The organism is Brevundimonas sp. (assembly GCF_041648115.1).
GTDB lineage: Bacteria > Pseudomonadota > Alphaproteobacteria > Caulobacterales > Caulobacteraceae > Brevundimonas.
The window spans coordinates 236,480-261,139 of the sequence record NZ_JBAZPR010000001.1 but is presented as its reverse complement, the minus strand read 5'-3'; the positions used below and the strand labels follow the sequence as shown (position 1 = coordinate 261,139).

Annotated in this window: 26 protein-coding genes; 9 read left to right on the top strand and 17 right to left on the bottom strand. The window is 66.2% G+C overall.

Annotated elements, in window-relative coordinates:
- Positions 1–17: 17 nt before the first annotated feature.
- From WC597_RS01280 to phnC, 4 genes are all read right to left on the bottom strand, one after another.
- The gene (locus tag WC597_RS01280) at positions 18–1,085 is read right to left on the bottom strand and encodes a substrate-binding domain-containing protein (protein ID WP_372691397.1); all 1,068 of its coding nucleotides are present in this window, start codon (positions 1,083–1,085) and stop codon (positions 18–20) included.
- A 78-nt stretch (positions 1,086–1,163) separates the two neighbouring features.
- Positions 1,164–1,976, bottom strand: a complete 813-nt coding sequence (gene phnE, locus WC597_RS01275; RefSeq protein ID WP_372691396.1) for a phosphonate ABC transporter, permease protein PhnE — start codon at positions 1,974–1,976, stop codon at positions 1,164–1,166.
- Positions 1,973–2,986 (bottom strand): phosphate/phosphite/phosphonate ABC transporter substrate-binding protein, encoded by a 1,014-nt coding sequence (gene phnD / locus WC597_RS01270; RefSeq protein ID WP_372691395.1) that lies wholly within the window; start codon positions 2,984–2,986, stop codon positions 1,973–1,975. Before phnD ends, phnE begins: the two co-directional genes overlap by 4 nt.
- A complete protein-coding gene (phnC, locus tag WC597_RS01265) occupies positions 2,983–3,792 on the bottom strand; it encodes a phosphonate ABC transporter ATP-binding protein (RefSeq protein WP_159846950.1) in 810 nt (269 codons plus the stop codon). The genes phnD and phnC overlap by 4 nt, the downstream gene beginning before the upstream one ends.
- 258 nt (positions 3,793–4,050) lie before the next feature.
- Here phnC and WC597_RS01260 point away from each other — a divergent pair, with 258 nt between their 5' ends.
- Genes WC597_RS01260 through WC597_RS01250 form a run of 3 tightly spaced genes read left to right on the top strand, consistent with a single transcriptional unit; the run spans position 4,051 to position 6,823 of the window.
- Positions 4,051–5,316 carry a type III PLP-dependent enzyme gene (locus WC597_RS01260; RefSeq protein ID WP_372691394.1) on the top strand — a complete coding sequence of 422 codons (1,266 nt, stop codon included), beginning with the start codon at positions 4,051–4,053 and terminating at the stop codon, positions 5,314–5,316.
- A gap of 49 nt (positions 5,317–5,365) precedes the next feature.
- Entirely contained in the window at positions 5,366–5,740 is a 375-nt protein-coding gene (locus WC597_RS01255; protein ID WP_372691393.1) for a four helix bundle protein, read from the top strand.
- 42 nt (positions 5,741–5,782) lie between these two features.
- Entirely contained in the window at positions 5,783–6,823 is a 1,041-nt protein-coding gene (locus tag WC597_RS01250) for a deoxyhypusine synthase (protein WP_372691392.1), read from the top strand.
- A 3-nt stretch (positions 6,824–6,826) separates the two neighbouring features.
- Here the strand turns inward: WC597_RS01250 and WC597_RS01245 are convergent, their stop codons facing one another.
- From WC597_RS01245 to WC597_RS01225, 5 genes are all read right to left on the bottom strand, one after another.
- On the bottom strand, positions 6,827–7,162 hold the full coding sequence (locus tag WC597_RS01245; protein ID WP_372691448.1) for an endonuclease domain-containing protein: 336 nt from the start codon (positions 7,160–7,162) through the stop codon (positions 6,827–6,829).
- Positions 7,163–7,323: 161 nt separating this feature from the next.
- Positions 7,324–7,707: a VOC family protein gene (locus tag WC597_RS01240; RefSeq protein WP_372691391.1), complete on the bottom strand. Its 384-nt coding sequence runs from the start codon at positions 7,705–7,707 to the stop codon at positions 7,324–7,326.
- Between the two features lie 60 nt (positions 7,708–7,767).
- Positions 7,768–8,904, bottom strand: coding sequence for a GTP-binding protein (locus WC597_RS01235; RefSeq protein ID WP_372691390.1), 1,137 nt, complete (start codon positions 8,902–8,904; stop codon positions 7,768–7,770).
- A 41-nt stretch (positions 8,905–8,945) separates the two neighbouring features.
- On the bottom strand, positions 8,946–9,170 hold the full coding sequence (locus WC597_RS01230) for an alkylphosphonate utilization protein (RefSeq protein ID WP_159846931.1): 225 nt from the start codon (positions 9,168–9,170) through the stop codon (positions 8,946–8,948).
- A 211-nt stretch (positions 9,171–9,381) separates the two neighbouring features.
- Positions 9,382–11,424, bottom strand: a complete 2,043-nt coding sequence (locus tag WC597_RS01225) for an NAD(+) synthase (protein ID WP_372691389.1) — start codon at positions 11,422–11,424, stop codon at positions 9,382–9,384.
- Between the two features lie 221 nt (positions 11,425–11,645).
- Between WC597_RS01225 and pelA the strand changes: the two genes are divergently transcribed.
- Positions 11,646–12,959 carry a pectate lyase gene (gene pelA, locus WC597_RS01220; RefSeq protein WP_372691388.1) on the top strand — a complete coding sequence of 438 codons (1,314 nt, stop codon included), beginning with the start codon at positions 11,646–11,648 and terminating at the stop codon, positions 12,957–12,959.
- A gap of 165 nt (positions 12,960–13,124) precedes the next feature.
- Here the strand turns inward: pelA and map are convergent, their stop codons facing one another.
- The gene (map, locus tag WC597_RS01215) at positions 13,125–13,892 is read right to left on the bottom strand and encodes a type I methionyl aminopeptidase (protein WP_372691387.1); all 768 of its coding nucleotides are present in this window, start codon (positions 13,890–13,892) and stop codon (positions 13,125–13,127) included.
- On the bottom strand, positions 13,889–14,101 hold the full coding sequence (locus tag WC597_RS01210; RefSeq protein WP_372691386.1) for a ParD-like family protein: 213 nt from the start codon (positions 14,099–14,101) through the stop codon (positions 13,889–13,891). Before WC597_RS01210 ends, map begins: the two co-directional genes overlap by 4 nt.
- A 546-nt stretch (positions 14,102–14,647) precedes the next feature.
- Here WC597_RS01210 and ftsY point away from each other — a divergent pair.
- From ftsY to WC597_RS01195, 3 genes are all read left to right on the top strand, one after another.
- Positions 14,648–15,583: a signal recognition particle-docking protein FtsY gene (ftsY, locus tag WC597_RS01205; protein ID WP_372691385.1), complete on the top strand. Its 936-nt coding sequence runs from the start codon at positions 14,648–14,650 to the stop codon at positions 15,581–15,583.
- A 1-nt stretch (position 15,584) separates the two neighbouring features.
- On the top strand, positions 15,585–16,238 hold the full coding sequence (locus tag WC597_RS01200) for an inner membrane-spanning protein YciB (protein ID WP_372691384.1): 654 nt from the start codon (positions 15,585–15,587) through the stop codon (positions 16,236–16,238).
- A 99-nt stretch (positions 16,239–16,337) separates the two neighbouring features.
- Positions 16,338–16,952 carry a MarR family winged helix-turn-helix transcriptional regulator gene (locus WC597_RS01195; RefSeq protein WP_372691383.1) on the top strand — a complete coding sequence of 205 codons (615 nt, stop codon included), beginning with the start codon at positions 16,338–16,340 and terminating at the stop codon, positions 16,950–16,952.
- A 455-nt stretch (positions 16,953–17,407) separates the two neighbouring features.
- On the opposite strand, the gene WC597_RS01190 is transcribed toward WC597_RS01195, so the two are convergent.
- The 5 genes from WC597_RS01190 to WC597_RS01170 form a co-directional block, all read right to left on the bottom strand.
- A complete protein-coding gene (locus WC597_RS01190) occupies positions 17,408–17,806 on the bottom strand; it encodes a phasin family protein (protein ID WP_372691382.1) in 399 nt (132 codons plus the stop codon).
- Between the two features lie 68 nt (positions 17,807–17,874).
- The gene (locus WC597_RS01185; protein WP_372691381.1) at positions 17,875–18,648 is read right to left on the bottom strand and encodes a creatininase family protein; all 774 of its coding nucleotides are present in this window, start codon (positions 18,646–18,648) and stop codon (positions 17,875–17,877) included.
- 49 nt (positions 18,649–18,697) lie between these two features.
- Positions 18,698–19,318, bottom strand: a complete 621-nt coding sequence (locus WC597_RS01180) for a TetR/AcrR family transcriptional regulator (RefSeq protein ID WP_372691380.1) — start codon at positions 19,316–19,318, stop codon at positions 18,698–18,700.
- Complete coding sequence (locus WC597_RS01175) at positions 19,318–20,928, bottom strand: DHA2 family efflux MFS transporter permease subunit (RefSeq protein WP_372691379.1); 1,611 nt, start codon at positions 20,926–20,928, stop codon at positions 19,318–19,320. The genes WC597_RS01180 and WC597_RS01175 overlap by 1 nt, the downstream gene beginning before the upstream one ends.
- On the bottom strand, positions 20,925–22,007 hold the full coding sequence (locus tag WC597_RS01170) for an HlyD family secretion protein (RefSeq protein WP_372691378.1): 1,083 nt from the start codon (positions 22,005–22,007) through the stop codon (positions 20,925–20,927). Before WC597_RS01170 ends, WC597_RS01175 begins: the two co-directional genes overlap by 4 nt.
- 134 nt (positions 22,008–22,141) lie before the next feature.
- Here WC597_RS01170 and WC597_RS01165 point away from each other — a divergent pair, with 134 nt between their 5' ends.
- Together WC597_RS01165 and nth are read left to right on the top strand one after the other, a co-directional pair.
- Positions 22,142–23,443, top strand: coding sequence for a flavin monoamine oxidase family protein (locus tag WC597_RS01165; protein ID WP_372691377.1), 1,302 nt, complete (start codon positions 22,142–22,144; stop codon positions 23,441–23,443).
- Entirely contained in the window at positions 23,440–24,186 is a 747-nt protein-coding gene (gene nth / locus WC597_RS01160; protein ID WP_372691376.1) for an endonuclease III, read from the top strand. The genes WC597_RS01165 and nth overlap by 4 nt, the downstream gene beginning before the upstream one ends.
- On the opposite strand, the gene WC597_RS01155 is transcribed toward nth, so the two are convergent.
- Positions 24,183–24,599 (bottom strand): MarR family winged helix-turn-helix transcriptional regulator, encoded by a 417-nt coding sequence (locus tag WC597_RS01155; RefSeq protein WP_372691447.1) that lies wholly within the window; start codon positions 24,597–24,599, stop codon positions 24,183–24,185. The two genes, nth and WC597_RS01155, sit on opposite strands and share 4 nt — an antisense overlap.
- Positions 24,600–24,660: the final 61 nt, after the last annotated feature.

Genomic DNA, 24,660 nt, shown 5'->3' with positions numbered 1-24,660 from the left:
GGCCGTCGGGTTCCGCCCTATTTGGCGGGGCGCGTCATGGGGGTCATGGCGGCGATGGTCGCGCGCTGGGCCAGCAGTTGATCTTCCGGCAGCGGGATCAGGCCGCGGTCGGCCAGATAGCCGCCCTTGCCCGCCGAACCTTCCGACAGGAACTCCTGCACGAACTGCTGCAGGCCAGGAATGACGCCGATGTGGGCCTTCTTCACATAGATGTAGAGGCTGCGCGACAGCGGGTATGCGCCGCTGGCGATGGTGTCGGCCGTGGGCGCGACGCCGTCGATGGTCTCGGCCTTCACCGTGTCCAGGTTCTGTTCCAGGAAGGAATATCCGAACACGCCCAGCGAGCCCGGCGTGCGGGTCAGGGTCTGGACGATGGCGTTGTCGTTCTCGCCCGAGTCGATCCAGGCGCCGTCCTCGCGCAGGGTGTGGGCGATGCCCTCGAACCGGTCCTTATCGCCCTCGATCGCCTTGACGGCCGGCACCAGCTTGGCGCCCGGCGTCATGCCCAGCTCCAGGAAGGCGTCGCGCGTGCCCGAGGTGGGCGGCGGGCCATAGACCTGGATACGCTGGTTGGGCAGGCCAGCGTTGACCTGGTTCCAGGTCTTGGCCGGGTTGGCGACGAAGGTCCCGTTCGGACCGGGCACTTCCTTGGCCAGGCCTTCGTACAGGTCGTTCAGTTCGAAGTTGAAGCCGTTGCCGTTGCGGGCGGTGGCGATGACGATGCCGTCGAAGCCGATCTTGATCTCGACGATGTCGGTGACGCCGTTTTTGGCGCACAGGTCGAACTCGGACTGTTTCATCTGACGCGAGGCGTTGGCGATGTCCGGGGTGGTCGGGCCGACGCCCTGGCAGAAGGCCTGGATGCCGCCGCCGGTGCCCAGCGATTCGACGCGGGGCGCCGCGCCGTTGGAGGCGCGGGCGAAGGTCTCGGCGACGCGCGTGGCGAAGGGGAAGACGGTTGAAGATCCGGCCGCCCAGATCCCGGCGCGCGTGCCGGAGGCCGAACCGCCCCCGCCGTTGTCGCCACAGGCCGCCAGGGCCAGAAGGGCGGCGGCCGAAGCCGCCAGTTTCAGTGTGCGGATCATCCTGAGCTCTCCCTGAGCATCGATTTCGCGATGCTTAGAGCAGAGGATTGTGACAGTCCGACGAAGGACAGCCCGCCGCTACAGCAGGCGACGACGCATGACCTGCGACAGGGTGTCGATCAGGGTCACGGCGATGACGACCACAATCACGATGGCCGAGACGGCGCGGAAATCGAAGGCGTTCATGCTGTCGAACAGCACCTGACCGATGCCGCCGGCGCCGATCAGACCCAGAACCGTCGCCGAACGGCTGTTGGATTCGAAACGATAGAGGGCGAACGAGGTCCACAGCGGCGCGACCTGAGGCAGCACGCCCCAGACGATCTCGTGCAGCTTGCCGGCGCCGGTGGCGCGCACGCCCTCGACGGGCCCCTTGTCGATCGACTCCACGGCTTCCGAGAACAGCTTGGCCAGCACGCCGGCCGTATTCAGGGTGATGGCCAGGACGCCGGCCAGCGGCCCCAGGCCGACGGCCGTCACGAACAGCAGGCCTATGACCAGGTCGGGCACCGAGCGCAGCAGATTCATCACCCAGCGCACCGGGGTCACGATCCACGTCGGCGCGATGTTGCGCGCGGCGGCCAGACCCAGCGGAACGCCCAGGAAGACGGCCAGGAATGTGCCCCACAGGGCGATCTGCACCGTCTCCCACATCTTGCCGACGAACATCTTCCAGTCGCCGAAATCGGGGCGCAGCAGGTCGTGCACGAACAACTGGGTGCTCTCGTTGCCCGAGAACAGGCGCGAGATGTTGCGCAGGTCGACCGCGTCGATGCTGTACAGCAGGACGGCGGCGACGCCGCCCCACACCAGAATATCGGCCGCCCACGCCAGGGTGGATTTCTTCGGCGCCTCAGGAATTGAGAGAGCGGGGGACGCGACTGCGGTCAAGGCCGGACCTCACGCAGGCTGCGCAGGCGTTGAAGCTCGCGCTCGGCGGCGGCGACGGCGGTCGTGTCGCCCTTGGCGCGCGCTTCGCCCAGCTTCTGGTCGGCGATCATTTCGCGGATCGGATCCAGATACCTGTCGTCGGCGGCGGCGAAGCGCGAATATTCCAGATCCGCCAGAACCTTGCGCTGACGCTCGGCCTCGGCGCCTTCGCCCTGGCCATAGGTCAGGAAGAAGCTGCGGATTTTTTCCTTCAGCGCCGGGTCCAGATCCTCGCGCACGACGATGCCGCTCTCGGGGATGGGGGGCGAGGTCCAGATTTCCTCGATCTGGCCCGCCAGCTGCGGGTTCTCGCGGCGCATGAAGACGGTGTTGACGCTGTTGGACGTGGCCACCTCGATCACGCCGGTGGCGACGCCGAAGGCGTTGGCCTGGTGGTTGGCCGAGCGCACGGTCTTGAAGCACTGGGCCGGGACCACGCCGCGCGGATTGAACAGGAAGGTCAGCGGGGCCAGGGTGCCCGACGTCGACTGGGCGTCGCCGATGCCGAAGTTGTACTGCTTGCCGCACGCCAGAACCTTGTCCAGCGTGATGCCCGAGCCCTTCTTGACGATCAGGGTCGACTGATAGCTGTCCAGACCTTCGCGGTTGACGGTGCGGGCGATGACCTCGGCCTTGGCGCGGTCGATGGCCTCGACCTCGGGCTTGGCCGAGAACCAGCCGACCTGGGTGTGGTTGCCGCGCATGGCCTCGACCAGAACCGTATAGTTCGAGCCGAAATAGGGTTTCACCGGCACGCCGATGGCCTTGGACATGTCGTCCAGCAGCGGCTGCCACATCGGGCCTGACGAGGCCTGGCCCTCGGCCGACAGGATCGAGAAGGTGATCTCGGTCGGCGTGCCGCCGGCCTTCTTGTCGTCGCCGCCGCCACAGGCCGCCAGGCCCATGATCATGACGGCCGCGCCGGCAGCCGCCATCAGACGACGTGTGGGCGAAATACGGGACAGGCTCATGCCTTGGTCTCCCAGAACGCGTCCTCGAATTCGGGACCGTAGATTTCGATCAGGCGTTGTTGGTCCAGCGCCGTTGACGGACCGTCATAGACGATCTTGCCGCCTTGCAGGGCGATGACGCGGTCGCAATAGCGGATGGCGTAGTCGACCTGGTGCAGGGTGACGATCACGCCCATGCCGTCGCGCTTGTTCAGCTCGACCAGCAGCTCCATCACCTTGCGCGCGGACACCGGGTCCAGCGAGGCGACGGGTTCGTCGGCCAAAATAGCCTTGGCGCCCTGAACGATGGCGCGGGCGATGGCTCCGCGCTGCTGCTGGCCGCCCGACAGGGTGTTGGCGCGCTGGGCGGCGTAGTCTGACACGCCGACGCGGTGAAGGGCCGCCATGGCCTTGTCCTTGTCCGCCTGGGGCCAGGCCCCCAGCAGGCCCTTCCACGCGGGCAGGCGGCCGAGCGCGCCCAGCATGACGTTGGAGAACAGGCTGAGGCGGCCGACCAGGTTGAACTGCTGGAAGATCATGCCCAGCTTGCCGCGCGCCTTGCGCACGGAGCCGGTGACACGGCCGTCCTTTTGCACCGTCTCGCCGAAGACCTGGATGGTGCCCTTGCCCGCGTCGATCGACTGCAGGCCGGTGATGGAGCGGAGCAGGGTGGACTTGCCCGACCCGGACGGACCGATCAGGGCGACCATTTCGCCGGAGGCCACGGAAATCGAGACGCCGTCCAGCGCCTTTCGCGATCCGAAGGTCTTCGACACGTCACGCGCCAGGACGAGCCCGGGGGAGACGGCGGCTGCGGATGAACTCATGAACTCGCTAGGAGGCTGTGGCGAAGGGGCGCCGCATGACGCGACGAGGGCGTCTAGGCAAGGCCTTAATCGCACGTCGGGCGCGATGTCGTCCAGTGCGGCGCTTCACGCACAGGCGCGCGCGAGGTTCTGCCTTGAAATTACCACTTTACATGACAGTTCGAAGTCCCCATATCGCGCCTTCCGGCGGACCCCGTAGGTCCTTTCTGCGCCGCTAACGCCGGTCTGGGTTTAACAATTAGCAGGGGGTTACGTGAATTGCGCACGTATCAGCTTCCCCTGGACCTGGTCCGTGAGCGGTCCCCTGAACGTCCCGTCGCCCTCGTGCGGCCGCGTTCGGTTTCCGTAGCGGCGCGCTGGTTCCAGGATAATCTAAAGGCCGACGTCTTCTACGCTGTGAAGGCCAACCCCTCGCGTTGGGTCGTCGAGACCCTGATCGAGGCGGGCGTTCGCGGCTTCGACGTGGCGTCCATCGCCGAGATCGAGCTGGTTCGCTCGGTCAGCCATGATGTGCGTCTGGCCTTCATGCACCCGGTCAAGAGCCGGTCCGCGATCACCAAGGCCTATTTCGACCACGGCGTGCGGACCTTCTCGCTCGACTGCGTCGATGAGCTGAACAAGATCCTCGACGCCACCGGCGGCGCGGACGACCTGAACCTGATCGTGCGCATGGCCGTCTCGGCCGATGGCGCGGCCTATACGCTTTCGGGCAAGTTCGGCGTTTCGGCGGATCAGGCTCCGGCCCTGCTGATGGAGACGCGCCAAGCGGTCAAGGAAGGCCTGATGGGCGTTTCGTTCCACGTCGGCAGCCAGTGCATGCGTCCGACAGCCTATCAGGCGGCGATGGCCCAGGTCAGCCGGTCGATCAGCCGTGCGGGCGTGATCGTCGATATCGTCGATGTCGGCGGCGGCTTCCCCTCGGTCTATCCGGGCATGGTCCCGCCGGACATGAGCGAATACGCCGACGCCATCCATCGCGGCTTCAACGAGATGCCCGTGTCGGAAACGACCGAGCTGTGGTGCGAGCCCGGCCGGGCGCTGGTCGCCGAGTCCTCGTCGATCCTGGCGCGCGTCGATCTGCGCAAGGGCGACGCCCTGTATCTGAACGACGGCTCGTACGGCTCGCTGTTCGACGCGACCCACTCGCGCTGGCCCTTCCCGACCAAGCTGGTGCGGGACGGTGAGGCGGCGGGCGATCTGAAGGCGTTCCAGTTCTACGGCCCGACCTGCGATTCCATCGACCATATGCCAGGCCCGTTCTGGCTGCCGGCCGATGTGCGCGAAGGCGACTTCATCGAGATCGGCATGCTGGGCGCCTATGGCGTTGCGATGTCGACCGGCTTCAACGGCTATGGCGAGCACGATCTCGCCGTGGTCGAGGACGCCCCGATGGCCTCGCTCTATGGTCTGGCCCCCCGTTCCATCCCCACCGTGCGCACCACGGCCGAGGAGAACGCCCGCAAGATCGTGCGTCTGTCACGTCCCAAGGGTAAGGCCGGTCAGCGCAAGTCGCGCCGGAAGTAGGTCGCTACGCTGATCGTGAGAGGTAATTCGTGAGTCGTGATTGGCAACCATGAGCGACTTGCGAACCCACCGCGATCTTGATGCCTGGAAGTTGTCGCTCGACTGGGTCGAAGCCGTTTATCGGTGTTCGGCCTCGTGGCTTTCCGACGAGCGGTTCGGCCTGATCAGTCAGGTTCGTCGTGCAGCCGTCAGCGTGGCGGCCAATATCGCGGAGGGAGCGGGCCGAAACGGAACGGGCGAATTTGTTCACTTCATCGGCATCGCGCGCGGGTCGCTCGCCGAGGTCCAAACCCATCTCCTCATCGCCTCGCGTCTCGGCTATCTAACGACTGACCATCTCCAGACTTTGCTTGCCGACATGGAGCGGATCGGGCGCATGCTCTCCGGCCTTTCGACACGACTGAAGCAACGCCACAAGACCTGACCGCATTCATCCTGTTCACGCCTTACGATTCACGAGTCACCCATGACCGCCAACACCAAGGCCCAGCTGCTGCAGAACGTCGTCGAGCATGTCGACATCACGTCCTTCGACGCCCGGCCGATCATCGACAGCATGCGGAAGATGTCATTCAGCTCGCGCGACACCGCCCGCGCCGCCGACATCTTCTCGATGGCCATCGAGGACAAGGACTGCTCGCCCTGGCTGATCCTGGCCGGTTCGACCTCGGCCGGCGGCTGCATGCATGTGTACCGCGACATGGTGAAGTTCGGCATGGTGGACGCGGTCGTCGCCACCGGCGCCTCCATCGTGGACATGGATTTCTTCGAGGCCTTGGGCTTCAAACACTACCAGGCCGCCGGCGAGGTGGACGACAACGTCCTGCGCGAAAACTACATCGACCGGATCTACGACACCTATATCGACGAGGAAGAGCTCCAGGCCTGCGACCACACCATCTTGGAGATCGCCAATCGGCTTGAGCCGCGCGGCTATTCCTCGCGCGAATTCATCTGGGAAATGGGCAAATGGTTGAGCGAGGGCAACGCCAAGAAGCCCGGCTCGCTGATCCAGACCGCCTATGAAGAGGGCGTGCCGATCTTCTGCCCGGCCTTCGTCGATTCATCGGCCGGCTTCGGCCTGGTCAAGCACCAGAAGGAACGCGCCGCCGCTGGCTTGCCCTATCTGATGCTGGACGCCATCGCCGACTTCCGCGAACTGACCGACATCAAGATCGCCGCTGGCGTCACCGGCCTGTTCATGGTCGGCGGCGGCGTGCCCAAGAACTTCGCTCAGGACACCGTCGTCTGCGCCGAAATCCTCGGCGTCGAAGCCGAGATGCACCGCTATGCGGTCCAGATCACCGTCGCCGACGTCCGCGACGGCGCTTGCTCGTCCTCGACCCTGAAAGAGGCCGCCTCCTGGGGCAAGGTCCAGACCACCCACGAACAGATGGTCTTCGCCGAAGCCACCACGGTCGTTCCCCTGATCGGCTCCGACGCCTATCATCGCGGCGCCTGGAAGGCCCGCGACAAGCGCCGCTGGAACAAGCTGTTCGGCAAGTAAGACTTACTCGTCGATTTCCTTCTCCCCTCGGGGGAGAAGGTGGCCGGCGGAGCCGGTCGGATGAGGGGGCTGTGTCCGCATCGCGGCATGCTGACGTATGGCGTCCAATACGACCGCCGGATTCTTCAAAAACGCCCCGTTTCTAAATCGCAGGACCGTATAGCCCGCGATACGCAGCCGCTCGTCCCGCACAGCGTCGCGCGCCTCGTGCAGATCATGCACGCCGCCGTCCAGCTCTATGATCAGTCTGATCTCATGACAGGCGAAATCGGCGATGGCCCCAGCGACTGGCGCTTGCCGCCTGAACTTCAATCCATCCAGCTGTCGGTTACGCAGCATCGACCAAAGGATCGTCTCCGCGCCTGTCATGTCAGCGCGAAGACGGCGTGACTGCCGGGTTCTTGGCGGCGATTGCAACATCTGCGTCCGGCAGCCCCCTCATCCGTCTCGCTCCGCGAGCCACCTTCTCCCCCGAGGGGAGAAGGATCGACCAGAATTAGTCAGCCGTTGAAGACGCAGCCGATCTTGTTGCCTGATGGGTCGCGGACATAGGCGGCAAACCAGTTCGGACCATAATGCGCCCGGTGTCCCGGCGCACCTTCGTCAGTACCGCCGTGAGCCATTGCAGCGGCATGAAAGGTTTCTACAGCTTCGCGCGAGTCTGCCGGCAGTCCGAGCATGGCGCCATTGCCTGCTGACGCCGGCTGGCCGTCGAACGGTTGGCAGACCCAGATCGTAAAACCTTCGCCCGTTCCGCCCGCCGAATAGGCGCGCCATCCCGGAAAGCTCACGTGGCTGCTCCAGCCGACAGTGGCCAGAACGGCGTCATAGAAGGCGTTCGCCTCGTAGGCGTCTTTGACGCCAAGGGTCAGGTAGGGCTGCATGGATAGTCCTCGTAAGTGCGAGACCCATCCTTGTGTACGAATCAGAACAAAGCAAGAACTTTAAGCGGCGGCACAGCCCTCGAACCCGGCTTTCAGCGCCGCCTCGTCGAGATCGCGGCCGATGAAGACGGCGCGGCTCCAGCGGCGTTCGGCGACACCCCATTCGCGTTGCAGGTCGCCTTCCAGGATCATGTGCACGGCCTGGAAGACCAGGCGGCGGTCCTCGCCCTGGACGTCGATGATGCCCTTGGCGCGCAGGATGTTCTGGCCCTGCTCACCCAGCAGCTTGTCCAGCCAGGCGGTAAATTTAGTCCCGTCCAGCGGTCGGTCCAGCGACAGGGAGATGCCCTTGATATCGTCCTGATGGGCGTGACCTCGCGCGCCATGGGCGTGATCGTGGTGATGATGATCGTGCCCGTGATCATGGTCATGGTCGTGATGATCGTGGCCGCAGGCCTCGTCATGCACATGGCCGTCCGCGCCATGCGGCGGGTTCACGAAATCCGGCTTGACCTCCAGGATCCGCTCCAGATCGAAGGCGTGCAGGCCCAACACCTGGTCCAGCGGTACGTTGGACCGCTCGGCCCGCACAATGGGCGCCAGCGGGTTCAGCGCCCGCAGACGCGCCTCGACCGCGTCCAGTTCGTCCGCCGTCGCCAGATCCACCTTGTTCAGGATGATCCGGTCGGCGAAGGCCACCTGTTCGCGCGCCTCTTTGGAGTCGTCCAGCCGCGCCATCACGTGTTTGGCGTCGACCAGGGTTGTGACGCTGTCCAGCTGGGTCTTGGCCTTGACGTCCTCGTCGACGAAGAAGGTCTGGGCCACCGGGCCGGGGTCGGCGAGGCCCGTCGTCTCGACGATGATAGCGTCGAAGGCGGGCTTGCCGGGGCGCTGGCGCTTCATCAGGCCGGCTACCACGCGGATCAGGTCTCCCCGCACCGTGCAGCAGACGCAGCCGTTGTTCATCTCGAACACGTCCTCGTCGGCGCCGACCACCAGGTCGTTGTCGATGCCGATCTCGCCGAACTCGTTGACGATGACGGCGTAACGCTTGCCGTGGTCCTCGGTCAGGATCCGGTTCAGCAGCGTCGTCTTGCCCGCGCCGAGATAGCCGGTCAGGACGGTGACGGGGATCTTGCCCCCAGAGCCTTGAGAGGATGCGGCGGTCGAGGCGGGGGCGGCGAGGGTGTCAGTCATCGCCGCTAGATGGCGGCTGACATCACGCTTGGGAAGAGGGGCTAGGCCTTCTTCACGAACTCGACGCGCAGGACCAGACCGCGCACCTTGTCGACATTGGCCTCGATCTCGTCCGTGTCGCCGGTCAGGCGGATGTTCTTGACCAGCGTCCCGCGCTTCAGCGTCACCCCGCCCGAACCCTTGACCTTGAGATCCTTGATCAGGGTCACGCTGTCGCCGTCGGCCAGGATGTTGCCGTTGGAATCTTTGGTCACGTCATCGGTCATGGCGAAGCTTCTAGCGACTGGTTCGGCGAATATCCACACTCAACCTATGGGAATTCACGCATCGTCTCCTCCCCGCTTTGCGGGGAGGGGGACCGCGTAGCGGTGGAGGGGTTCTTGAAGTCCCACCGACGCTTGCGATGCGGTCCAGAACCCCTCCATCACGGCGCGCAAGAGCGCCGCGCCACCTCCCCATAAATGGGGAGGAGACGGTTCAGTCCGGCACGTTCGCGTCCAGTTCGTCCAGCCACACTCGCGCGTTTCCATCTGACGGCGCGCGCCAGTCGCCGCGTGGTGACAGCGACCCGCCGGTGACCACCTTGGGCCCGTTCGGCAGGGCCGAACGCTTGAACTGCGATGTCTGGAAGAACCGCACCAGGAACTTCCTCAGCCAGCCCTTGATCGTCGCCAGATCGTATTCGACTTTCTCGTCTTCGGGCGTGTTCGCCGGCCATTCGCCCGCGCCCGCATCGCCCCAGGCCTGGTGCGCCAGGAAGGCGACCTTGGACGGCTTCAGCCCGAACCGGCTGATGTAGAACAGGAAGAAGTCGTTCAGCGCATAGGGGCCGACCGTCCCCTCGGTCGACTGGATCACGCCATCTTTCGCCGGCACCAGTTCAGGCGAAATCTCGGTGTCCAGAATGGCGTGCAGCGTCTCGCGCGCGCCCGCGCCGATCAGGTCGCCGGCCGCCACCCAGCGGATCAGGTGACGGATCAACGTCTTCGCCACCCCGCCATTGACGTTGTAGTGGCTCATATGGTCGCCGACGCCATATGTGGCCCAGCCCAGCGCCAGTTCCGACAGGTCGCCGGTCCCCAGGACGAAGGCCTGGTTCTGGTTCGCCAGGCGGAACAGATAGTCGGTCCTCAGCCCCGCCTGCACGTTCTCGAAGGTGATGTCGTGGATCGGCTGACCCTCGGCATAGGGGTGGCCGATGTCTTTGAACATCTGTTCGGCGGCGGGGCGGATGTCGATCTCTGCGCCCGTGACGCCCAGCGCGGTCATCAGCGCCCAGGCGTTGGACTTGGTGCCGTCCGACGTCGCAAACCCCGGCATGGTGAAGGCCAGGATGTTCGTCCTCGGCAGGTCCAGCCGGTCAAAGGCGCGGCAGGCCACCAGCAGGGCCTGGGTCGAATCCAGCCCGCCCGACACGCCGATCACTAGCGACTTCGCCCCCGTCGCCGTCATCCGGCGCATCAACCCTTGCACCTGGATATTGAAGGCCTCGTAGCAGTCCTGATCCAGCCGCCCCGCGTCGTCCGGTACGAAGGGGAATCGGTCCAGCGGCCGGATCAGCTCGCTGGCTTCGTGGTCCTCGCGCGCCATGAAGGGCACGACGGTCGCCGGCTCGCCTTCGTTCCTCGCGCATTCGGCGAAGGTGCCGTTCCTCAATCGGTCCAGCCCGATCCGGTCCACGTCCACGTCGGCGAGCGTCAGATGGCTGTCCAGGGCGAACCGCTCGCCCTCGGCCAGTTTCGAGCCCAGCTCATGGACCGTCGCCTGGCCGTCCCAGGCCAGATCGGTGGTGCTCTCGCCCCAGCCCGAGGCGGCGAAGACATAGGCCGACAGGGTCCGCGCCGAATGGCTGGCGCTCAGCATCGCCCGCTCGTCCGCCTTGCCGATGACGATGTTGGACGCCGACAGGTTCAGCAGTATCCGCGCCCCCGCCAGCGCCGCGCGGGTCGAGGGGGGCAGGGGCGCCCAATAGTCCTCGCAGATCTCGGCCGCGAAGACGAAGCCGGGCCGGTTGACCGCCTCGAACAGCAGGCCCGGCGCGAAATCCACCGTCTCGCCATTCAGCTGGATCACGTCCTCGCTGCGCGCCGTCGCCGGCGCGAACCAGCGTTTCTCGTAATACTCGCGGTAGTTGGGCAGATAGGTCTTGGGCACGACCCCCAGCACCTCGCCCGCGCCCATCACCACCGCACAGTTATAGAGGGCGTCGCCGTTGTGGATCGGCGCCCCGACCACGGCAACCAGATCATGCTCGCCAGTCGCCTGGGCGATGACCGCGATCTGCCGCTCGACCTCCTCCAGCAGCGCCGCCTGCATGTGCAGGTCGTCGATCGCATAGGCCGACAGAGACAGCTCGGGAAACACCATCAGGTCCACGCCCTGATCGGCCGCCTGACGGATCAGGGCGACGTGTTCCTGCGCATTAGCCTTTGGATCGCCGACATGGCTGATCGGCGTCGCCGCCGCCACGCGCACGAAGCCGTGCGTCTTGGGCGAGAAGAAGGAGGTGGCGTCTACCATCGGATCGTCCGCTGCATCCGGCGCGCGCCGGTCGTCGCCCTTCATATAGGCCGGAAAGGTGAAGGGCGAGAATCCCTCGCTCGACCGGGGCGATCATGGAGGCCGAATGGAGGTTCGATCAAACCCGCCATCGCCGCCTTGCGTGTCTGGTTTCAATATGTAGAGTATGTGGCAAATAATGGGACTGGCGCAGAAGCCGGACCACATCCAGGAAATGCACCATGAGACACGCCCTCGCCGCCTCGGTCCTGACCCTCGTTCTGGCCGCCGGTCTCGCCGTCGGTGCGGCCCAGGCCGAGGTCATTCGCGCCAACACCCCGGCGGTGGGCCTTACCATCGACCGGATCGGCGCCCTGCCGGATGTGGAGCGCGGCGCCTGGGCCGACTATCTGGCGCGGTCGCAGGCCCAGCATCTGGCGGATCGCGCGGCTCTTGCCGCCGAACTGCCGGCCGGTGCGACCCCACCGCCTCCGCCCCTGGCCATTCGCGGCAACAGTTCGCACATGCCGCTGGATCGCCCCGCCGCCTGGTATGGTTCGGCGGAAGCTCGCGCCGTCGCCGACGCCATCGTCACCTTCCAGACCCCCGCCGGGGGCTGGAGCAAGAACCAGGACCGCAGCCTCGCCCGCCTGCCGGGCCAGCGCTTCTCCAACGACGCCGAGACGATGGAGCAGAACCCGGCCAACTTCGACGCGCCCGCCGACCGGTTCTGGACCTTCGTCGGCACCCTGGACAACAACTCGACCTGGACCGAGATGCGCTATCTGGCCAAGGTCGCGGCCCGCTCGCCCGGCCGTCAGGGCGACGCCTGGCGCGCCAGCGTGATCAAGGGTGTCCATTATCTGCTGAACGCCCAGTATCCGAATGGCGGCTGGCCCCAGATCTGGCCGTTGGAAGGCGGCTTCCACGACTCCATCACCTTCAACGACAATGCCGTGGCCGAGGCGGCCATGATCCTGCGCGACGTGTCAAAGGGTGCGGAAGGCTTCGACTTCGTCCCCGCCGAACTGAAGGTTCGCGCCGGCGAGGCGACCAGGAAGGCCATCGACGTGACCCTGGCCGCCCAAGTCAGGCAAAAAGACGAGAGTGGGGGAGACCGCCTGCTGGGCTGGCCGCAACAGGTCGAGCCGATGCGCCTGGTCCCGACCAGCGCCCGCAACTACGAACCCCGCTCCATCGCCAGCGGCGAGACCACCGACATCCTGCTGTTCCTGATGGGCGAAGCCGATCCGTCGCCCCAGGTCCAGGCCGCCATCCGAGGCGGCGTCGCCTGGCTGGAGGCGAACCGCACCTACGACAAGTCGTTCGAGATGACCGACGACGGCCGCAAGCTGATCGACAAGCCGGGCGCCGGCCCGATCTGGTCGCGCAACTACGACCTGGTCACCGGCCGCCCGATCTTCGGCGACAAGGACCAGACCATCCACGACGACGTCAACGGCATCTCCGTCGGCCGCCGCAACGGCTATTCCTGGTGGCTCGCCCAGCCCCAGACGGCGCTGGACGCCTATGCGGCCTGGTCGGCGGCGCGATAAATGCACGTCTCCTCCCCATGCAATGGGGAGGGGGACCGCGAAGCGGTGGAGGGGCTCTTGAAGTCCCACAGACGCCAGTGATGCGGCGAAGACCCCCTCCGTCACCGCGCTGAGAAGCGCCGCGCCACCTCCCCGCTTCGCAGGGAGGAGACTTGAGAACACGCTTTACCCCGCCTGCTTCTCGTCCGGCCGCAGGGTCAACACCCGCACCCCGTCCCTGGTCACCGCAACCGTGTGTTCGAACTGGGCCGACAGTTTTCCGTCGTCGGTGACCACGGTCCAGCCGTCGTCCTCGGTGTGGACCGTGCGGACGCCCTGGTTCAGCATCGGCTCGATGGTGAAGGTCATGCCCTCACGCAGGGTCGTGCCGGTCCCCGCCTTGCCGAAATGCAGCACCTGCGGATCCTCGTGCATCTCGCGCCCGATGCCGTGACCGCAATAGTCGCGCACCACCGAATAGCCGGCCTTCCTGGCGTGTTTCTCGATGGCGAAACCGATGTCGCCCAGCTTGGCGCCCGGCCGCACGGCCTGGATGCCCTTCCACATCGCCTCATAGGTGGTGCGGACCAGGCGGCGCGCCTGCGGTCCGACTGATCCGATCAGATAGGTCTTGGAAGAATCGGCGATGAAGCCGTCCTTCTCCAGGGTGATGTCCAGATTGACGATGTCGCCGTCCTTCAGGATTTCGCTCGCTGTCGGGACGCCGTGGCAGACGACCTGATTGATCGAACTGTTCAGCACGAAGCCATAGCCGTATTGGCCCTTGCTGGCCGGCCGCGCCTTCAGCTCATCGACGATAAAGGCCTCGACCCGGTCGTTGATCTCCAGCGTGCTCAGCCCCTCCAGCGTCATCGCGTCCAGATGGGTGAAGACCGAGGCCAGCAGCCGCCCGGACTGCGCCATCAGTTCGATCTCGGCCGGTGTCTTGATCACGCGGCGGCGTCCGTCAGCACTGGTGAATCTACGCCCGCCGCCCTCAGCTCGCGCGCCACCAGTTCCTGAAACGTCACGCCCGGATGGGTCTCGCACAGCATACCGATCCTGATCCAGAACGCCGCCTGGGCGTTGATGGAGCGATAGGACGCCTTCGCGGCCCGACGCAGCTGCTCGTGCAGTTCGTCCTCGATGTTGACGATGCCCATCTCGGTCTCGCGATATATGAAACGTATGTGCAGTGTATATGCAACGTCAGTTGGGGACGCAAGAAAGCACGCCCTCCCTTTCGTCATCCTCCGGCGCGAAGCGACCGGGGGACCCAGCGGCGCGCGTGAGCGCAAACCTGTCGCGGACTCGATCTTCCAGCGTCCGTGCGTTGGACGCATCGCCTTCGGCGCCTCCCCCGGTCCAAGCTTCGCTTGGCCGGAGGATGACGAGGGGTTCCCCGGTCTGCGCCGCGAGACGCGGCTTGCCGGAGAATGACGAAAGAAAAAAGCGCCTCAGCCATCGCAATGACGCTGGTCTGAAATCAATGATTTCAACGGACTACCGATTTCTTGACGCCTTCCACCATCCCCTGTTTCCACCACGCCTATAATCCTCACGACCGCACTCACGTTGAGGAGGAGCCCCCGATTTCAGACGAATTAGACCAATTAGACGGTGTTTTTCGCTCCCACCGTCTCGAACCGCCCTTCACCTCGCTCGCGAATGCGGATGACGTTCGCCTTCGCCCCCGCTAAAGCCATCCCATGACCGACACGCCGAAAAAGGGCTGGTTCCAGCGCCTGTCCGCTGGGCTCTCGCGCTCCTCCAAACAGATGACCGATCAGGTCGTCGCCACCTTCGTCAAGGAGCCCCTGTCCGAGGCCTCGCTGGAGCAGCTGGAAGAGCATCTGCTGGAAAGCGATCTCGGCCCGGCCGCGTCGGCCCGCATCGTCGAACGCTTCCGCAGCCTGAAGTTCGGCAAGGACGCCCAGGAGCATGAGGTCAAGGAGGCGCTGGCCGAGGCCGTCGCCGCCGAACTGGCGCCGCGCCAGGCGACCTTCGATCCGCTGAACGGCCCCAAACCCTATGTCGTCCTGTTCGTCGGGGTGAACGGCTCGGGCAAGACCACGACCCTGGGCAAGATCGCCGCCGATCTGACGGCAAAGGGCGCCAAGGTGATGATCGTCGCCGGCGACACCTTCCGCGCCGCCGCCCGCGAACAGCTCAAGGTCTGGTCCGAACGCGCCGGCGCCCATTTCGAGAGCCGCCGCGACGGCGCCGACGCCGCCGGCCTGGCCTTCGACGCCTATACCAAGGCCAAGGCCGAGGGCTTCGACGTGGTCCTGATCGATACCGCCGGCCGGCTGCAGAACAAGTCCGCCCTGATGGACGAACTGCTCAAGATCGTGCGGGTGCTGAAGAAGATCGATCCCGAGGCACCGCACGACACGCTTCTGGTGCTGGACGCCACGGTGGGCAGGAACGCCCTGGCCCAAGAACAGATCTTCGGCCGCACCGCCTTCGTCACCGGCATCGTCATGACCAAGCTGGACGGCACGGCGCGGGGCGGGGTTCTTGTGCCGGTGGCCCAGGCGTCCGACGCCCCCCTGATGCTGATCGGCGTGGGCGAGGGGGTCGATGACCTGCAACCGTTCGACGCCCGCGCCTTCTCCCGCTCGCTGGTGGGACTGGAAGACTGAGATGACTGACGCCGCCCCGACCCCCGAAAAGAAGAACCGCCAGTGGATCCGCCAGGTCGTCGACTTCGGCGCCCTGGCCGCCTTCATGATCAGCTATTTCGTCACCCGCGACATGATCCTGGCGACCTGGGTGCTGGTCGGCGCCTCGGCCGTGGCTCTGGCGGTCGGCTTCGCCATCGAGCGGCGGTTTGCGCCCCTGCCGCTGATCACCGGCCTGTTCGCCCTGGTGTTCGGTCTGCTGACGATCTTCACCCACGACGACCTGTTCATCAAACTGAAGCTGACGGTCCAGAATGGCCTCTTGGCGGCGGTGCTGCTGGGTTCGATCCCGCTGAAGAAATATCCGTTCAAGGCCCTGCTGGGTTCGGCGATCAAGGTCAACGACGCCGCCTGGCGCACCCTGACCCTGCGTTACGGCCTCTATTTCCTGACGGTCGCCATCCTGAACGAGGTGTTCCGCAGCCCGCAGGCCGTGACCGCCCTCTGGCACGCCATGGGCCGCGACACGCCCAATCCCAACGACGTCTGGACCGGGTTCCGGGGCGTGCTGTGGATCGCCGCTTCGGTGTTCGGCCTGTCCCAGGTGCCGCTGATCATGCGCAACATGATCAAGGACGAGGAGCCGGGCCCGATCTCGCCCGATCCCGGGCTTTAGGTCCGACGGCGGAACTGTCACGGAACCGACGCGCTTTTCCCGTCAAATCGTAAAGCATAGCTGATACGTGTTCGGACGAAACTTAAGGGGAGCGGTGCGATGGTGAAGGCTGGAAAAGCGGCAAGGAAGGTCGGGCCGTTGGCGACCTCGCCCAGCCACCTGATGCACCGCGCGCTGCAACTGGCGCTCGACATCTATGCCGAAGAGACCGGCGCCGACGGCCTGACCCAACGCCAGTTCGCGGTGCTGGAGGCGGTGTCGATCAAGGCCGGTCTGACCCAGACCGAACTGGTCCGCATGACCGGCATCGACCGCTCGACCCTGGCCGACCTGGTCACCCGCATGACGGCCAAGGGCCTGCTGGAGCGGGAGCGTTCGACTCTGGACGCCCGCGCCAAGGCGGTTCGTCTGTCCACGGAAGGGGCCGCCCGGCTGGAGGCCGCCCGCCCGCTGGTCGAGGCCGCCGACAAGCGGATCATGGCCCTGCTGCCCAAGGGCCAACGCGAAACCTTCCTGGCGCAACTGGCCGAGCTGGCCGCCGCCGCCGACGCCGCCCCCGACGCCGCCAAGGCCGAAGCCAAGGCCGCCAAGAAGGCGCTGAAGGCGGTCGAGAAGGAAGCCAAAAAGGCCGAGAAAGCCGCCAAGAAGGCCGACCGCCCGGCCAAACCCGCCAAGGTCAAGAAGCCCAAGCTCAAGGTCGTCGAAACGGCCTGAGACTGGCCGCTTCATCCGGGCCTTCCTCGCAGTGATGAGCAGGGTCCGCTTTAGGCGGGCCATTGCATCTGATACGGTTTCGCCAGCGTGAGGATTTGGCCGATGACGTGGTGGAAGCGGCTGTTTAGACGGAACGGTAAGGCCGCACTGGATGGGACCGAATTTCGGACCGTGTCCGTCCTCTATAGTGAGGATGGAAAACGCGCAGCCGCCGTTAGAGAGTTTTCGAACGGCCAGACCTACCTTCTCGAAAGTGAGTGGGTCGAGGGGACGAAGTTTGCGGAGCGACATTCGGGTCAGATGGTGGGACCGTTCCAAACTCCTGCTCACGCGGAACGGTTCATCGTAGCCACACCGTGGTTCACGGGCCAGTCGGCCTAAAGTCCGCCTTCCACCCTTTTCAGACCATAGGCATGTCCGCTTGCGGCGCCCGCGCTTCGTTTTGCCTGCAGGCGCTAGCTCTTCTTGCGCAGCCGCTTCGCGTTGGCCGTCGCCGTCTTGTGGATGGGCGCCATGGCCTCGACCTGGGCCTTCATCAGTTCGCCGTTCAGGGTCATGGCCTGAGCCGCCGCCCGGCTCCACCAGCCCATGGCATAGCTGAACTGGGCCTCGGCCGCCTGGGCCGGGGTGCGGGCCTGGGTGACGGCCGCCGCCGCCCGCAGCGCGTGCGCGCCCTCGTCCATCGCCGCCCGCCCCAGCCGCTGGCCGATGGCCCCGGCGCTGGCGGTCACGGCGCCGGCCGAGGCGGACAGGGCCTCGGCCTTCTCCGAGCTCATCAGAGACATTTCCTTGAAGTCCTGCCCCTTGGCGCTGGTCAGGCCCTGCGCCATCAGACCGGTGCGGGCTGCGATCACCTCGGCCGAGGCGGCCAGGATCTCGGCGCCGACGACGGCTGCGTTGGCGGCGGTGGGGGTCTTGCGGGTCAGTGAGGACCTCCGGCTTCAGTCTCTGCGGCGAAGGCCGCGATATCGCTCAACAGGGCGGGGATCGCCGCGTCGATGATCTGCTGGCCCTTCTCGGGACTGGCCTGGGCCGGGTCCGAGCCGATACGGCCGTCGGGGAAGCGGGCGCGATAGTCCAGGGCGTCGCGGATCGGTCCGTTGGGCGCGATCTGGGGTGAATACTCAGCCGTCTTTATCCGGTCGGGATAGGCGGCCTGCGTCACCGCGATCTCGGACGGGGTGGCGTGCATCCCATGGCCGGTGGGGAACAGGCGGTTGCACAGGCCGTGCACGCCCGGCAGATCCCACCAGTTCTTCAGCTTAAGAATGAACGGCGGTGCGTCCTCCACGAAGCTCCACTCGGCGTAGATTTCGGAGATCGTCGCCTCGATGGTGGCGACGTTGCCGCCGTGACCGTTCAGGAAATAGATCCGCTCGAACCCGTGCCGGCTCAGCGACGACACCCAGTCCGTGATCGCGGCCATGAAGGTCGAGGGCCGCAAGCTGATGGTGCCGGCGAAGGCCAGATGGTGCTGGGCCATGCCGATGTTGAAGGTCGGGGCCACGATCAGGTTGGCGTCGGTCATCTCGGCCGCATGGGCGATGATCTCGGGGCACATCCAGTCGGTGCCCAGCAGGCCCGTCGGTCCATGCTGCTCGTTGGAGCCGATGGGCACGATCACCGTCTTCGACAGGGGACCGCCGTCGTTCAGCCGGGCGTCGATCTCGGGCCAGGACGACAGATGGATCAGCATGGCGACACTCTCAGGCTAGGAAAACACCAGCGCTTCTAACGCGGCGGGGTCAAGAAGTCTTCGCCACGGACGGACGTGGAGCATGGGCGACGACGAAGATGCGCGCCGCCTCCTTCGCCCGCGCCGCGCGCTTCTCGGGCGCCAGTTGCGGCACATCCAGCATGGCGCGCAGATGGCCGTGGCCCAGGACCAGTCCGGAGAACATCTCGGCCGCCTCCTCGGGATCGGCGACGTCCAGCCGTCCCAACCGCGTCTGTTCCGCCAGCCACAAAGTCACTTCCTTCAGGCTGCGACGCGGCCCGGCCTCATAGATGGCGTGTGCGATCTCGGGCGCCTCAACCGACACCAGGGCCACGCCGCGCATCGAGCCGACCTTGTCTGCGCTGCACACCCGATTCAGCAGGGTCAGGGCCAGGGTCTCCAGCACCGTCTGCGGATCGCCGGTCCCGCGCAACGGGGCGATGATGTCCTCCACCCGCTTCGACGCCAGGGCCTGGGCGATCTCCAGCTTGGAGGCGAAGCGGTTGTAGACCGTCTGTTTGGACACGCCGGCCAGTTTGGCGATCTCGTCCATCTTGGCCTGCAACCCCTTGTCGGCGAACAGGGTCGCGGCGGCGTCCAGGATCGCCTCGCTCTTTCTTTCGTCCACCTGCCCGCGACGGCGCGCCATCAGTGAACGTCCGAGGGCGGCGCGCCCGCCTGGGCCTTCACCGGCTGGGCCGCCAGGGTGACGAAGGCCGCGCCGGCGCACAGGATGCCCAACAGGGCGAAGGCGTCGCCGAACGCCATCGTCGTCGCCTGCCGTTGCAGAATGCCATAGACGGCCTTCATCGCCGAAACGGCCGGGTCGATGGAGCCGGAGAACCGCAACGCCATTCCCGCCAGCATCTGCCGCATCGCCTGGTCCCCTTCACTGATCGCGCTGGTCAGTTCGGCCATGTGCAGGGCGGTGTTGGTGGTCAGGCTGGTGTTCAGGATCGCCAGGCCGAAGGCGCCCCCGACGTTGCGCGCCAGATTGACCAGGCCCGAGGCGTTCTTGACCATGTGCGGCGGCAGGGTCGCCATCGTCACCTGTTGCGAGGCGATCATGGCCAGCATCACGCCCACGCCTCGGAAGGCCTGGATCGAGGCGAACTCCCAAAAGCCCCAGTTCTGGATGACCACGCGGGCTTCCCACATGCCCCAGGCGCACAGCATGAATCCGCCGAACATCAGGATGCGCGCATCCATCTTGCGCACCAGTCGCCCGGCGAACGGGGCGGTGGCGAACATGGCCAGACCCGACACGACCATGGTGGTGCCGACCTCTGACGAGGAATAGTGCAGCACCCGACCCAGGAACAACGGCAACAGGAAGGTGCCGCCGAACAGGGCGAAACCGACGATGAAGGTCATGATGAAACCGACCAGGAAGTTGCGGTTGCCGAAGGCGCGCAGCTCAACGATCGGCTGGCGATAGGTCAGGGATCGCCAGATGAAGACCGGCCCGGCCACCGCCGCGACCACCGCCAGCAGCAGGATGTGGGTGTCGTCGAACCAGTCGTTCTTGGCTCCTTCCTCCAGCACGAACTGCATCGACATCAGGAAGGCGGCCATGAAGCCCAGGCCCCACCAGTCGAACCCCTTGGCCAGGGACGGATCGCCCTTGTCGAAGTTGCCGTAGCGACCGACCAGGAACAGCACCAGCAGCCCTGGGCCCACATTGATGAAGAACAGCCAGCGCCAGCTCAGCCACTCGGTCAGGTGTCCGCCCAGGGTCGGGCCGACGGTCGGGGCCAGGGTGACGATCAGGCCCATGACCACGCTGGCGGTGACCCGCTTGTCCGGTGGGAAGGCGGTGAAGGCGACGGCGAAGACGGTCGGGATCATGGCCCCGCCGACGAAGCCCTGAATGGCCCGAAACAGGATCATGGTGTCGATGGACGACGACAGGCCCGTGGCGATGCTCATCAGCACGAAGCCGGCGCAGGAGGCCAAGAACAGCCGCTGCGTCCCCCACAGTCGCGACAGGAAGCCCGACAGCGGGATCATCACCACCTCGGGGATCAGATAGGCGGTCTGGATCCAGCTGATCTCGTCCGCCGAGGCGCCGACCCCGGCCTGGATCTGGGGCAGGGAGGCGGCGACGATCTGGATGTCCAGAATGGCCATGAACTGGCCAACCACCATCCCGGCGAAGCCGAGCAGCAGCATGGTCCAGTTGATCTCGGGATGGCCGGCGACGGGGCCCTTGGGCGCGGCAGGGGCCCCGCCGGCTGCGGCGGGGACGGCGGCGGTCACTGGCCTGCGGCTCCCGTCGTCGCGGCTTCAGCGAAGCTTTGACCGCCCTGGCTCTTCAGGTCGATCTTGACGTCCACCGACAGGCCGGGACGCAGCGCCAGGCTCCGGTCGGCGCCGCTGACCACGATCCGCACGGGCACGCGCTGGGTGATCTTGGTGAAGTTGCCGGTGGCGTTCTCGACCGGGATCAGGGCGAACTCGGATCCGGTGGCGGGAGCGAAGCTGTCGACGCGCCCCTCGATCTTGCGGCCGGGGAAGGCGTCGGCCGAGATCTCGACTGTCTGGCCCAGACGCACCTTGTCCAACTGCGTCTCCTTGAAGTTGGCGACGATATAGGTCCGGGTCAGGGGCACGATGGACAACAACTGGGTACCGGCGTTGACATACTGGCCGGCGCGGACGCTGCGGGCGCCGACGACGCCGGCGGCGGGCGCGCGGATGACGGTGCGTTCCAGGGCGATGCGGGCCTGATCGACGACGGCGCGGGCCTGTTCGACGGCGGCGACGCTCTGCTGACGGGTCGAGCCCAGCACGCCCGCCGTGCGTTGTTCGGCGACCAGGGCGGCCTGGGCCTGCTGCACCCCGGCCGAAGCGGTGGCGGCAGAGGCGCGCTCGGTCTGGATGCGCTGCTGCGAGACCCAGCCCTGTTCAGCCAGCTTGCCGTAGCGATCGACCTCGGCGCGGGCCAGACCGGCCTGGGCGTCGGCCTGGGTCACGGCGGCGGCGCGGGCGGCGATGGTCGCCTGTTCCTGCTCGGCCTGGGCGTCGACATGGCCGACGGCGGCGATGGCGGCGGCCAGATTGGCCTCGGCCTGGGCCAGTTCGGCCTTTTGGTCGGCATCATCCAGCTTGACCAGGATCTGACCCGCCTCGACCTTCTGATTGTCGCCGACCAGAACCTCGGTCACGCGGCCGGACAGTTGCGGGCTGATCAGGGTGGTGTCCGCCTTGACGAAGGCGTTGTCGGTGCTCTCCCATCGCTGGCCGTTCACCCACCAGAAGACGCCGCCCACGATCAGGGCGAGGCCGACCATGACCGCCGCGAACAGCGGCAGGCGTTTCTTGAGTTCAGGCGACATGGGACATCCGGGGAGGGTGCGACGTTTTGAAGCGGCTCTAAAATGGACCCCGACGTCCAAAAATCAATGTCCAATCGCATGAATGTTTGAACGCTTCCACGGCGGCGGGAGATTTCGTGTATCTTTCCCGCTGCATGACCGATCTTCCCAAGGCCTCGAATCCCCTTCCGTCACAGGTCGATGTCGTCGTGATCGGCGCGGGCGCTGCCGGGATCGCCGCCGCGCGTCGCCTGATGCGGCCGGACTTGTCCCTTCTGATCCTTGAAGCCCGCGAGCGCATCGGCGGGCGCGCCTGGACGGTTCGGTCCGAGGGGGAGGGGCTGGACATGGGCTGCGGCTGGCTGCACTCGGCCGACGACAATGTCCTGGCGGGCCGCGTCGAGGCCGAGGGGCTGACGCTGGACCAGACCCCGCCGCCCTGGCGCACCCAGGCCTTCGACCACGAGATGACCCGCGCGGATCAGGCCGCGTTCGGCGAGGCCTTCGCCGCCTTCGATCAGCGCGTCACCGAGGCGGCCGCGCGGGGCGAGGACCGGCCGGCCGCCGACTTCTTTGATCCCGACAACCGCTGGAACGCGAGGATGGACGCCATCTCAGGCGCCCTGAACGGTGCACGCTTCGCCGAGGTCTCCAGCCTGGATTACGACGCCTATGGCGACACCGGCGTGAACTGGCGGGTGCGCGAGGGCTATGGTCGCCTGATCGCGCGGCTGGGCGAGGCTGTGTCTGACATGGTCGTGCTGGACTGCGCCGTGCGTCGGATCGACCGCTCCGGTCCCGTGCTGCGGCTGGAGACCAGCCGGGGTGAACTGACCGCGCGGATCGTGATCCTGACCGTGCCCAACAGCCTGATCGCCAGCGAGACCGTCCGCATCGACCCGCCCGTTCCGGCCCTGCTGGAGGCGACGGCGGGCGTGCCGCTGGGCCTGGCGTCCAAGGTGCATATGACGGTGCGCGGCGCGGGCGATTTCCAACCCGACACCCAGCTTTGGACCCGAACCGATACGGCGGAGACCGGCGGCTATCACCTGCGGCCGTTCGGGCGGCCGATGATCGAGGCCTATTTCGGCGCCGACCTGGCCTGGGGGCTGGAGGCGCAAGGGCCGGCCGCCCTGTTCGACTTCGCCCTGTCCGAACTGGTCGCGGCCCTGGGTTCGGACATGCGCAGACGGCTGGAGGCGGTCGCGGTCAGCGGATGGGGCGTCGATCCCTGGTCGCGCGGCGCCTATTCCCACGCCCTGCCGGGCCATGCGGCGGACCGGGCGAAGCTGCGTGTCTCAGTCGAGGACCGCATCTTCCTGGCCGGCGAAGCCACCGCGCCCGTCTATTACGGCACGGCGCACGGCGCATGGATGGAGGGTCGTCGGGCGGCGGACGCGGCCCTGACGGCCCTGGGTCTTGACCCGCGACGCAACGACGGCGACAGCGAGGAATGAAGCCCGCCAAGGCCAAGAAACCGGCTACGAAACCTGCCGCCAAACGCCCGTCCATCATGACCGGCGCGTCCATTCCCGTGCTGCGCTGGCCGCCCGACGAAGACCGGGTCGAGACCATCTTCGAACGCCTTGCCGGCGTCATGCCCGACCCCAAGACCGAGCTGAACTTCTCCAATCCCTACACCCTGGTCGTCGCCGTCGCCCTGTCGGCCCAGGCCACGGATGTCTCGGTCAACAAGGCGACCGATCGACTGTTCAAGGTCGCGGACACGCCAGAGAAGATGCTGGCCCTGGGGGAAGAGGGGCTGGTCCCCTACATCGCCTCCATCGGCCTTTATCGCGGCAAGGCCCGAAACGTCATCGCGCTCAGCCGCATCGTGCTGGAGCAGCACGGCGGAGAAGTCCCGCTGAACCGCGCCGATCTTCACGCCCTGCCCGGCGTGGGGCGAAAGACGGCCTCGGTGGTGCTGAACGAACTGGGGATCGAGGCGGCCATCGCGGTGGACACCCATGTCTTTCGCGTCTCGCACCGGCTGGGCCTGGCCAATGCAAACACGCCGGACAAGGTCGAGGCCCAGTTGTTCAAGGTCGTGCCGGAGGAGTGGCTGCCCAAGGCGCACCACTGGCTGATCCTGCACGGCCGCTACACCTGCACGGCGAAGAAGCCCAAATGCCTGTCGTGCCTCATCGCCGACCTGTGCCCCTCGCGGGCCGGTCTGCTGGCGTTGGGCGAGGCGGGCTAGGATCGTTCGGGCGCGTCCGGGCCGTGGGCCAGCTTGTCCGCCAGGGCGTCCAGCACTCTTAGGGCGGCAGCCATGTCGTCTGCGGATATGCCTTCGAACACCCGTTGACGCATGGCGGCGGCATGGACCTCGAACGCTTCCAAAGCGACGCGTCCGGGCGGTTCCATGGCGATGAGCCAGGAACGTCCGTCGCCCATCATGCGACGGCGACTGACCATGCCATCCCGTTCCAGCCTCTGGACCAGCCGGGTCAGGGAGGCGCCGGACAGCTCCATCCTGCTCGATAGTTCCGAAAGCGTAAGCCCCTTGGGCTGATCGACGAGATAGTAGAGCACGAGGGTCGGGGCGCCCGTATGCCCGGCGTCTCGAAAAATATCTGCAACCCAAGATTTCCATCGTCGTGCGGTCAACATGACCTGCATGGCGACCTTCAGCTGCAGTGTCTCGCGTGAAATAGCCGGCGAGATGGGTCTG

Bases quoted from the DNA above. Each gene is read 5' to 3' on its own strand.
- WC597_RS01280 (WP_372691397.1), bottom strand. From the start codon at position 1,085: ATGATCCGCACACTGAAACTGGCGGCTTCGGCCGCCGCCCTTCTGGCC.
- phnD (WP_372691395.1), bottom strand. From the start codon at position 2,986: ATGAGCCTGTCCCGTATTTCGCCCACACGTCGTCTGATGGCGGCTGCC.
- phnC (WP_159846950.1), bottom strand. From the start codon at position 3,792: ATGAGTTCATCCGCAGCCGCCGTCTCCCCCGGGCTCGTCCTGGCGCGT.
- WC597_RS01255 (WP_372691393.1), top strand. From the start codon at position 5,366: ATGAGCGACTTGCGAACCCACCGCGATCTTGATGCCTGGAAGTTGTCG.
- WC597_RS01250 (WP_372691392.1), top strand. From the start codon at position 5,783: ATGACCGCCAACACCAAGGCCCAGCTGCTGCAGAACGTCGTCGAGCAT.
- WC597_RS01245 (WP_372691448.1), bottom strand. From the start codon at position 7,162: ATGCTGCGTAACCGACAGCTGGATGGATTGAAGTTCAGGCGGCAAGCG.
- WC597_RS01240 (WP_372691391.1), bottom strand. From the start codon at position 7,707: ATGCAGCCCTACCTGACCCTTGGCGTCAAAGACGCCTACGAGGCGAAC.
- WC597_RS01235 (WP_372691390.1), bottom strand. From the start codon at position 8,904: ATGACTGACACCCTCGCCGCCCCCGCCTCGACCGCCGCATCCTCTCAA.
- WC597_RS01230 (WP_159846931.1), bottom strand. From the start codon at position 9,170: ATGACCGATGACGTGACCAAAGATTCCAACGGCAACATCCTGGCCGAC.
- WC597_RS01225 (WP_372691389.1), bottom strand. From the start codon at position 11,424: ATGGTAGACGCCACCTCCTTCTTCTCGCCCAAGACGCACGGCTTCGTG.
- pelA (WP_372691388.1), top strand. From the start codon at position 11,646: ATGAGACACGCCCTCGCCGCCTCGGTCCTGACCCTCGTTCTGGCCGCC.
- WC597_RS01210 (WP_372691386.1), bottom strand. From the start codon at position 14,101: ATGGGCATCGTCAACATCGAGGACGAACTGCACGAGCAGCTGCGTCGG.
- ftsY (WP_372691385.1), top strand. From the start codon at position 14,648: ATGACCGACACGCCGAAAAAGGGCTGGTTCCAGCGCCTGTCCGCTGGG.
- WC597_RS01200 (WP_372691384.1), top strand. From the start codon at position 15,585: ATGACTGACGCCGCCCCGACCCCCGAAAAGAAGAACCGCCAGTGGATC.
- WC597_RS01195 (WP_372691383.1), top strand. From the start codon at position 16,338: ATGGTGAAGGCTGGAAAAGCGGCAAGGAAGGTCGGGCCGTTGGCGACC.
- WC597_RS01185 (WP_372691381.1), bottom strand. From the start codon at position 18,648: ATGCTGATCCATCTGTCGTCCTGGCCCGAGATCGACGCCCGGCTGAAC.
- WC597_RS01180 (WP_372691380.1), bottom strand. From the start codon at position 19,318: ATGGCGCGCCGTCGCGGGCAGGTGGACGAAAGAAAGAGCGAGGCGATC.
- WC597_RS01170 (WP_372691378.1), bottom strand. From the start codon at position 22,007: ATGTCGCCTGAACTCAAGAAACGCCTGCCGCTGTTCGCGGCGGTCATG.
- WC597_RS01165 (WP_372691377.1), top strand. From the start codon at position 22,142: ATGACCGATCTTCCCAAGGCCTCGAATCCCCTTCCGTCACAGGTCGAT.
- nth (WP_372691376.1), top strand. From the start codon at position 23,440: ATGAAGCCCGCCAAGGCCAAGAAACCGGCTACGAAACCTGCCGCCAAA.
- WC597_RS01155 (WP_372691447.1), bottom strand. From the start codon at position 24,599: ATGTTGACCGCACGACGATGGAAATCTTGGGTTGCAGATATTTTTCGA.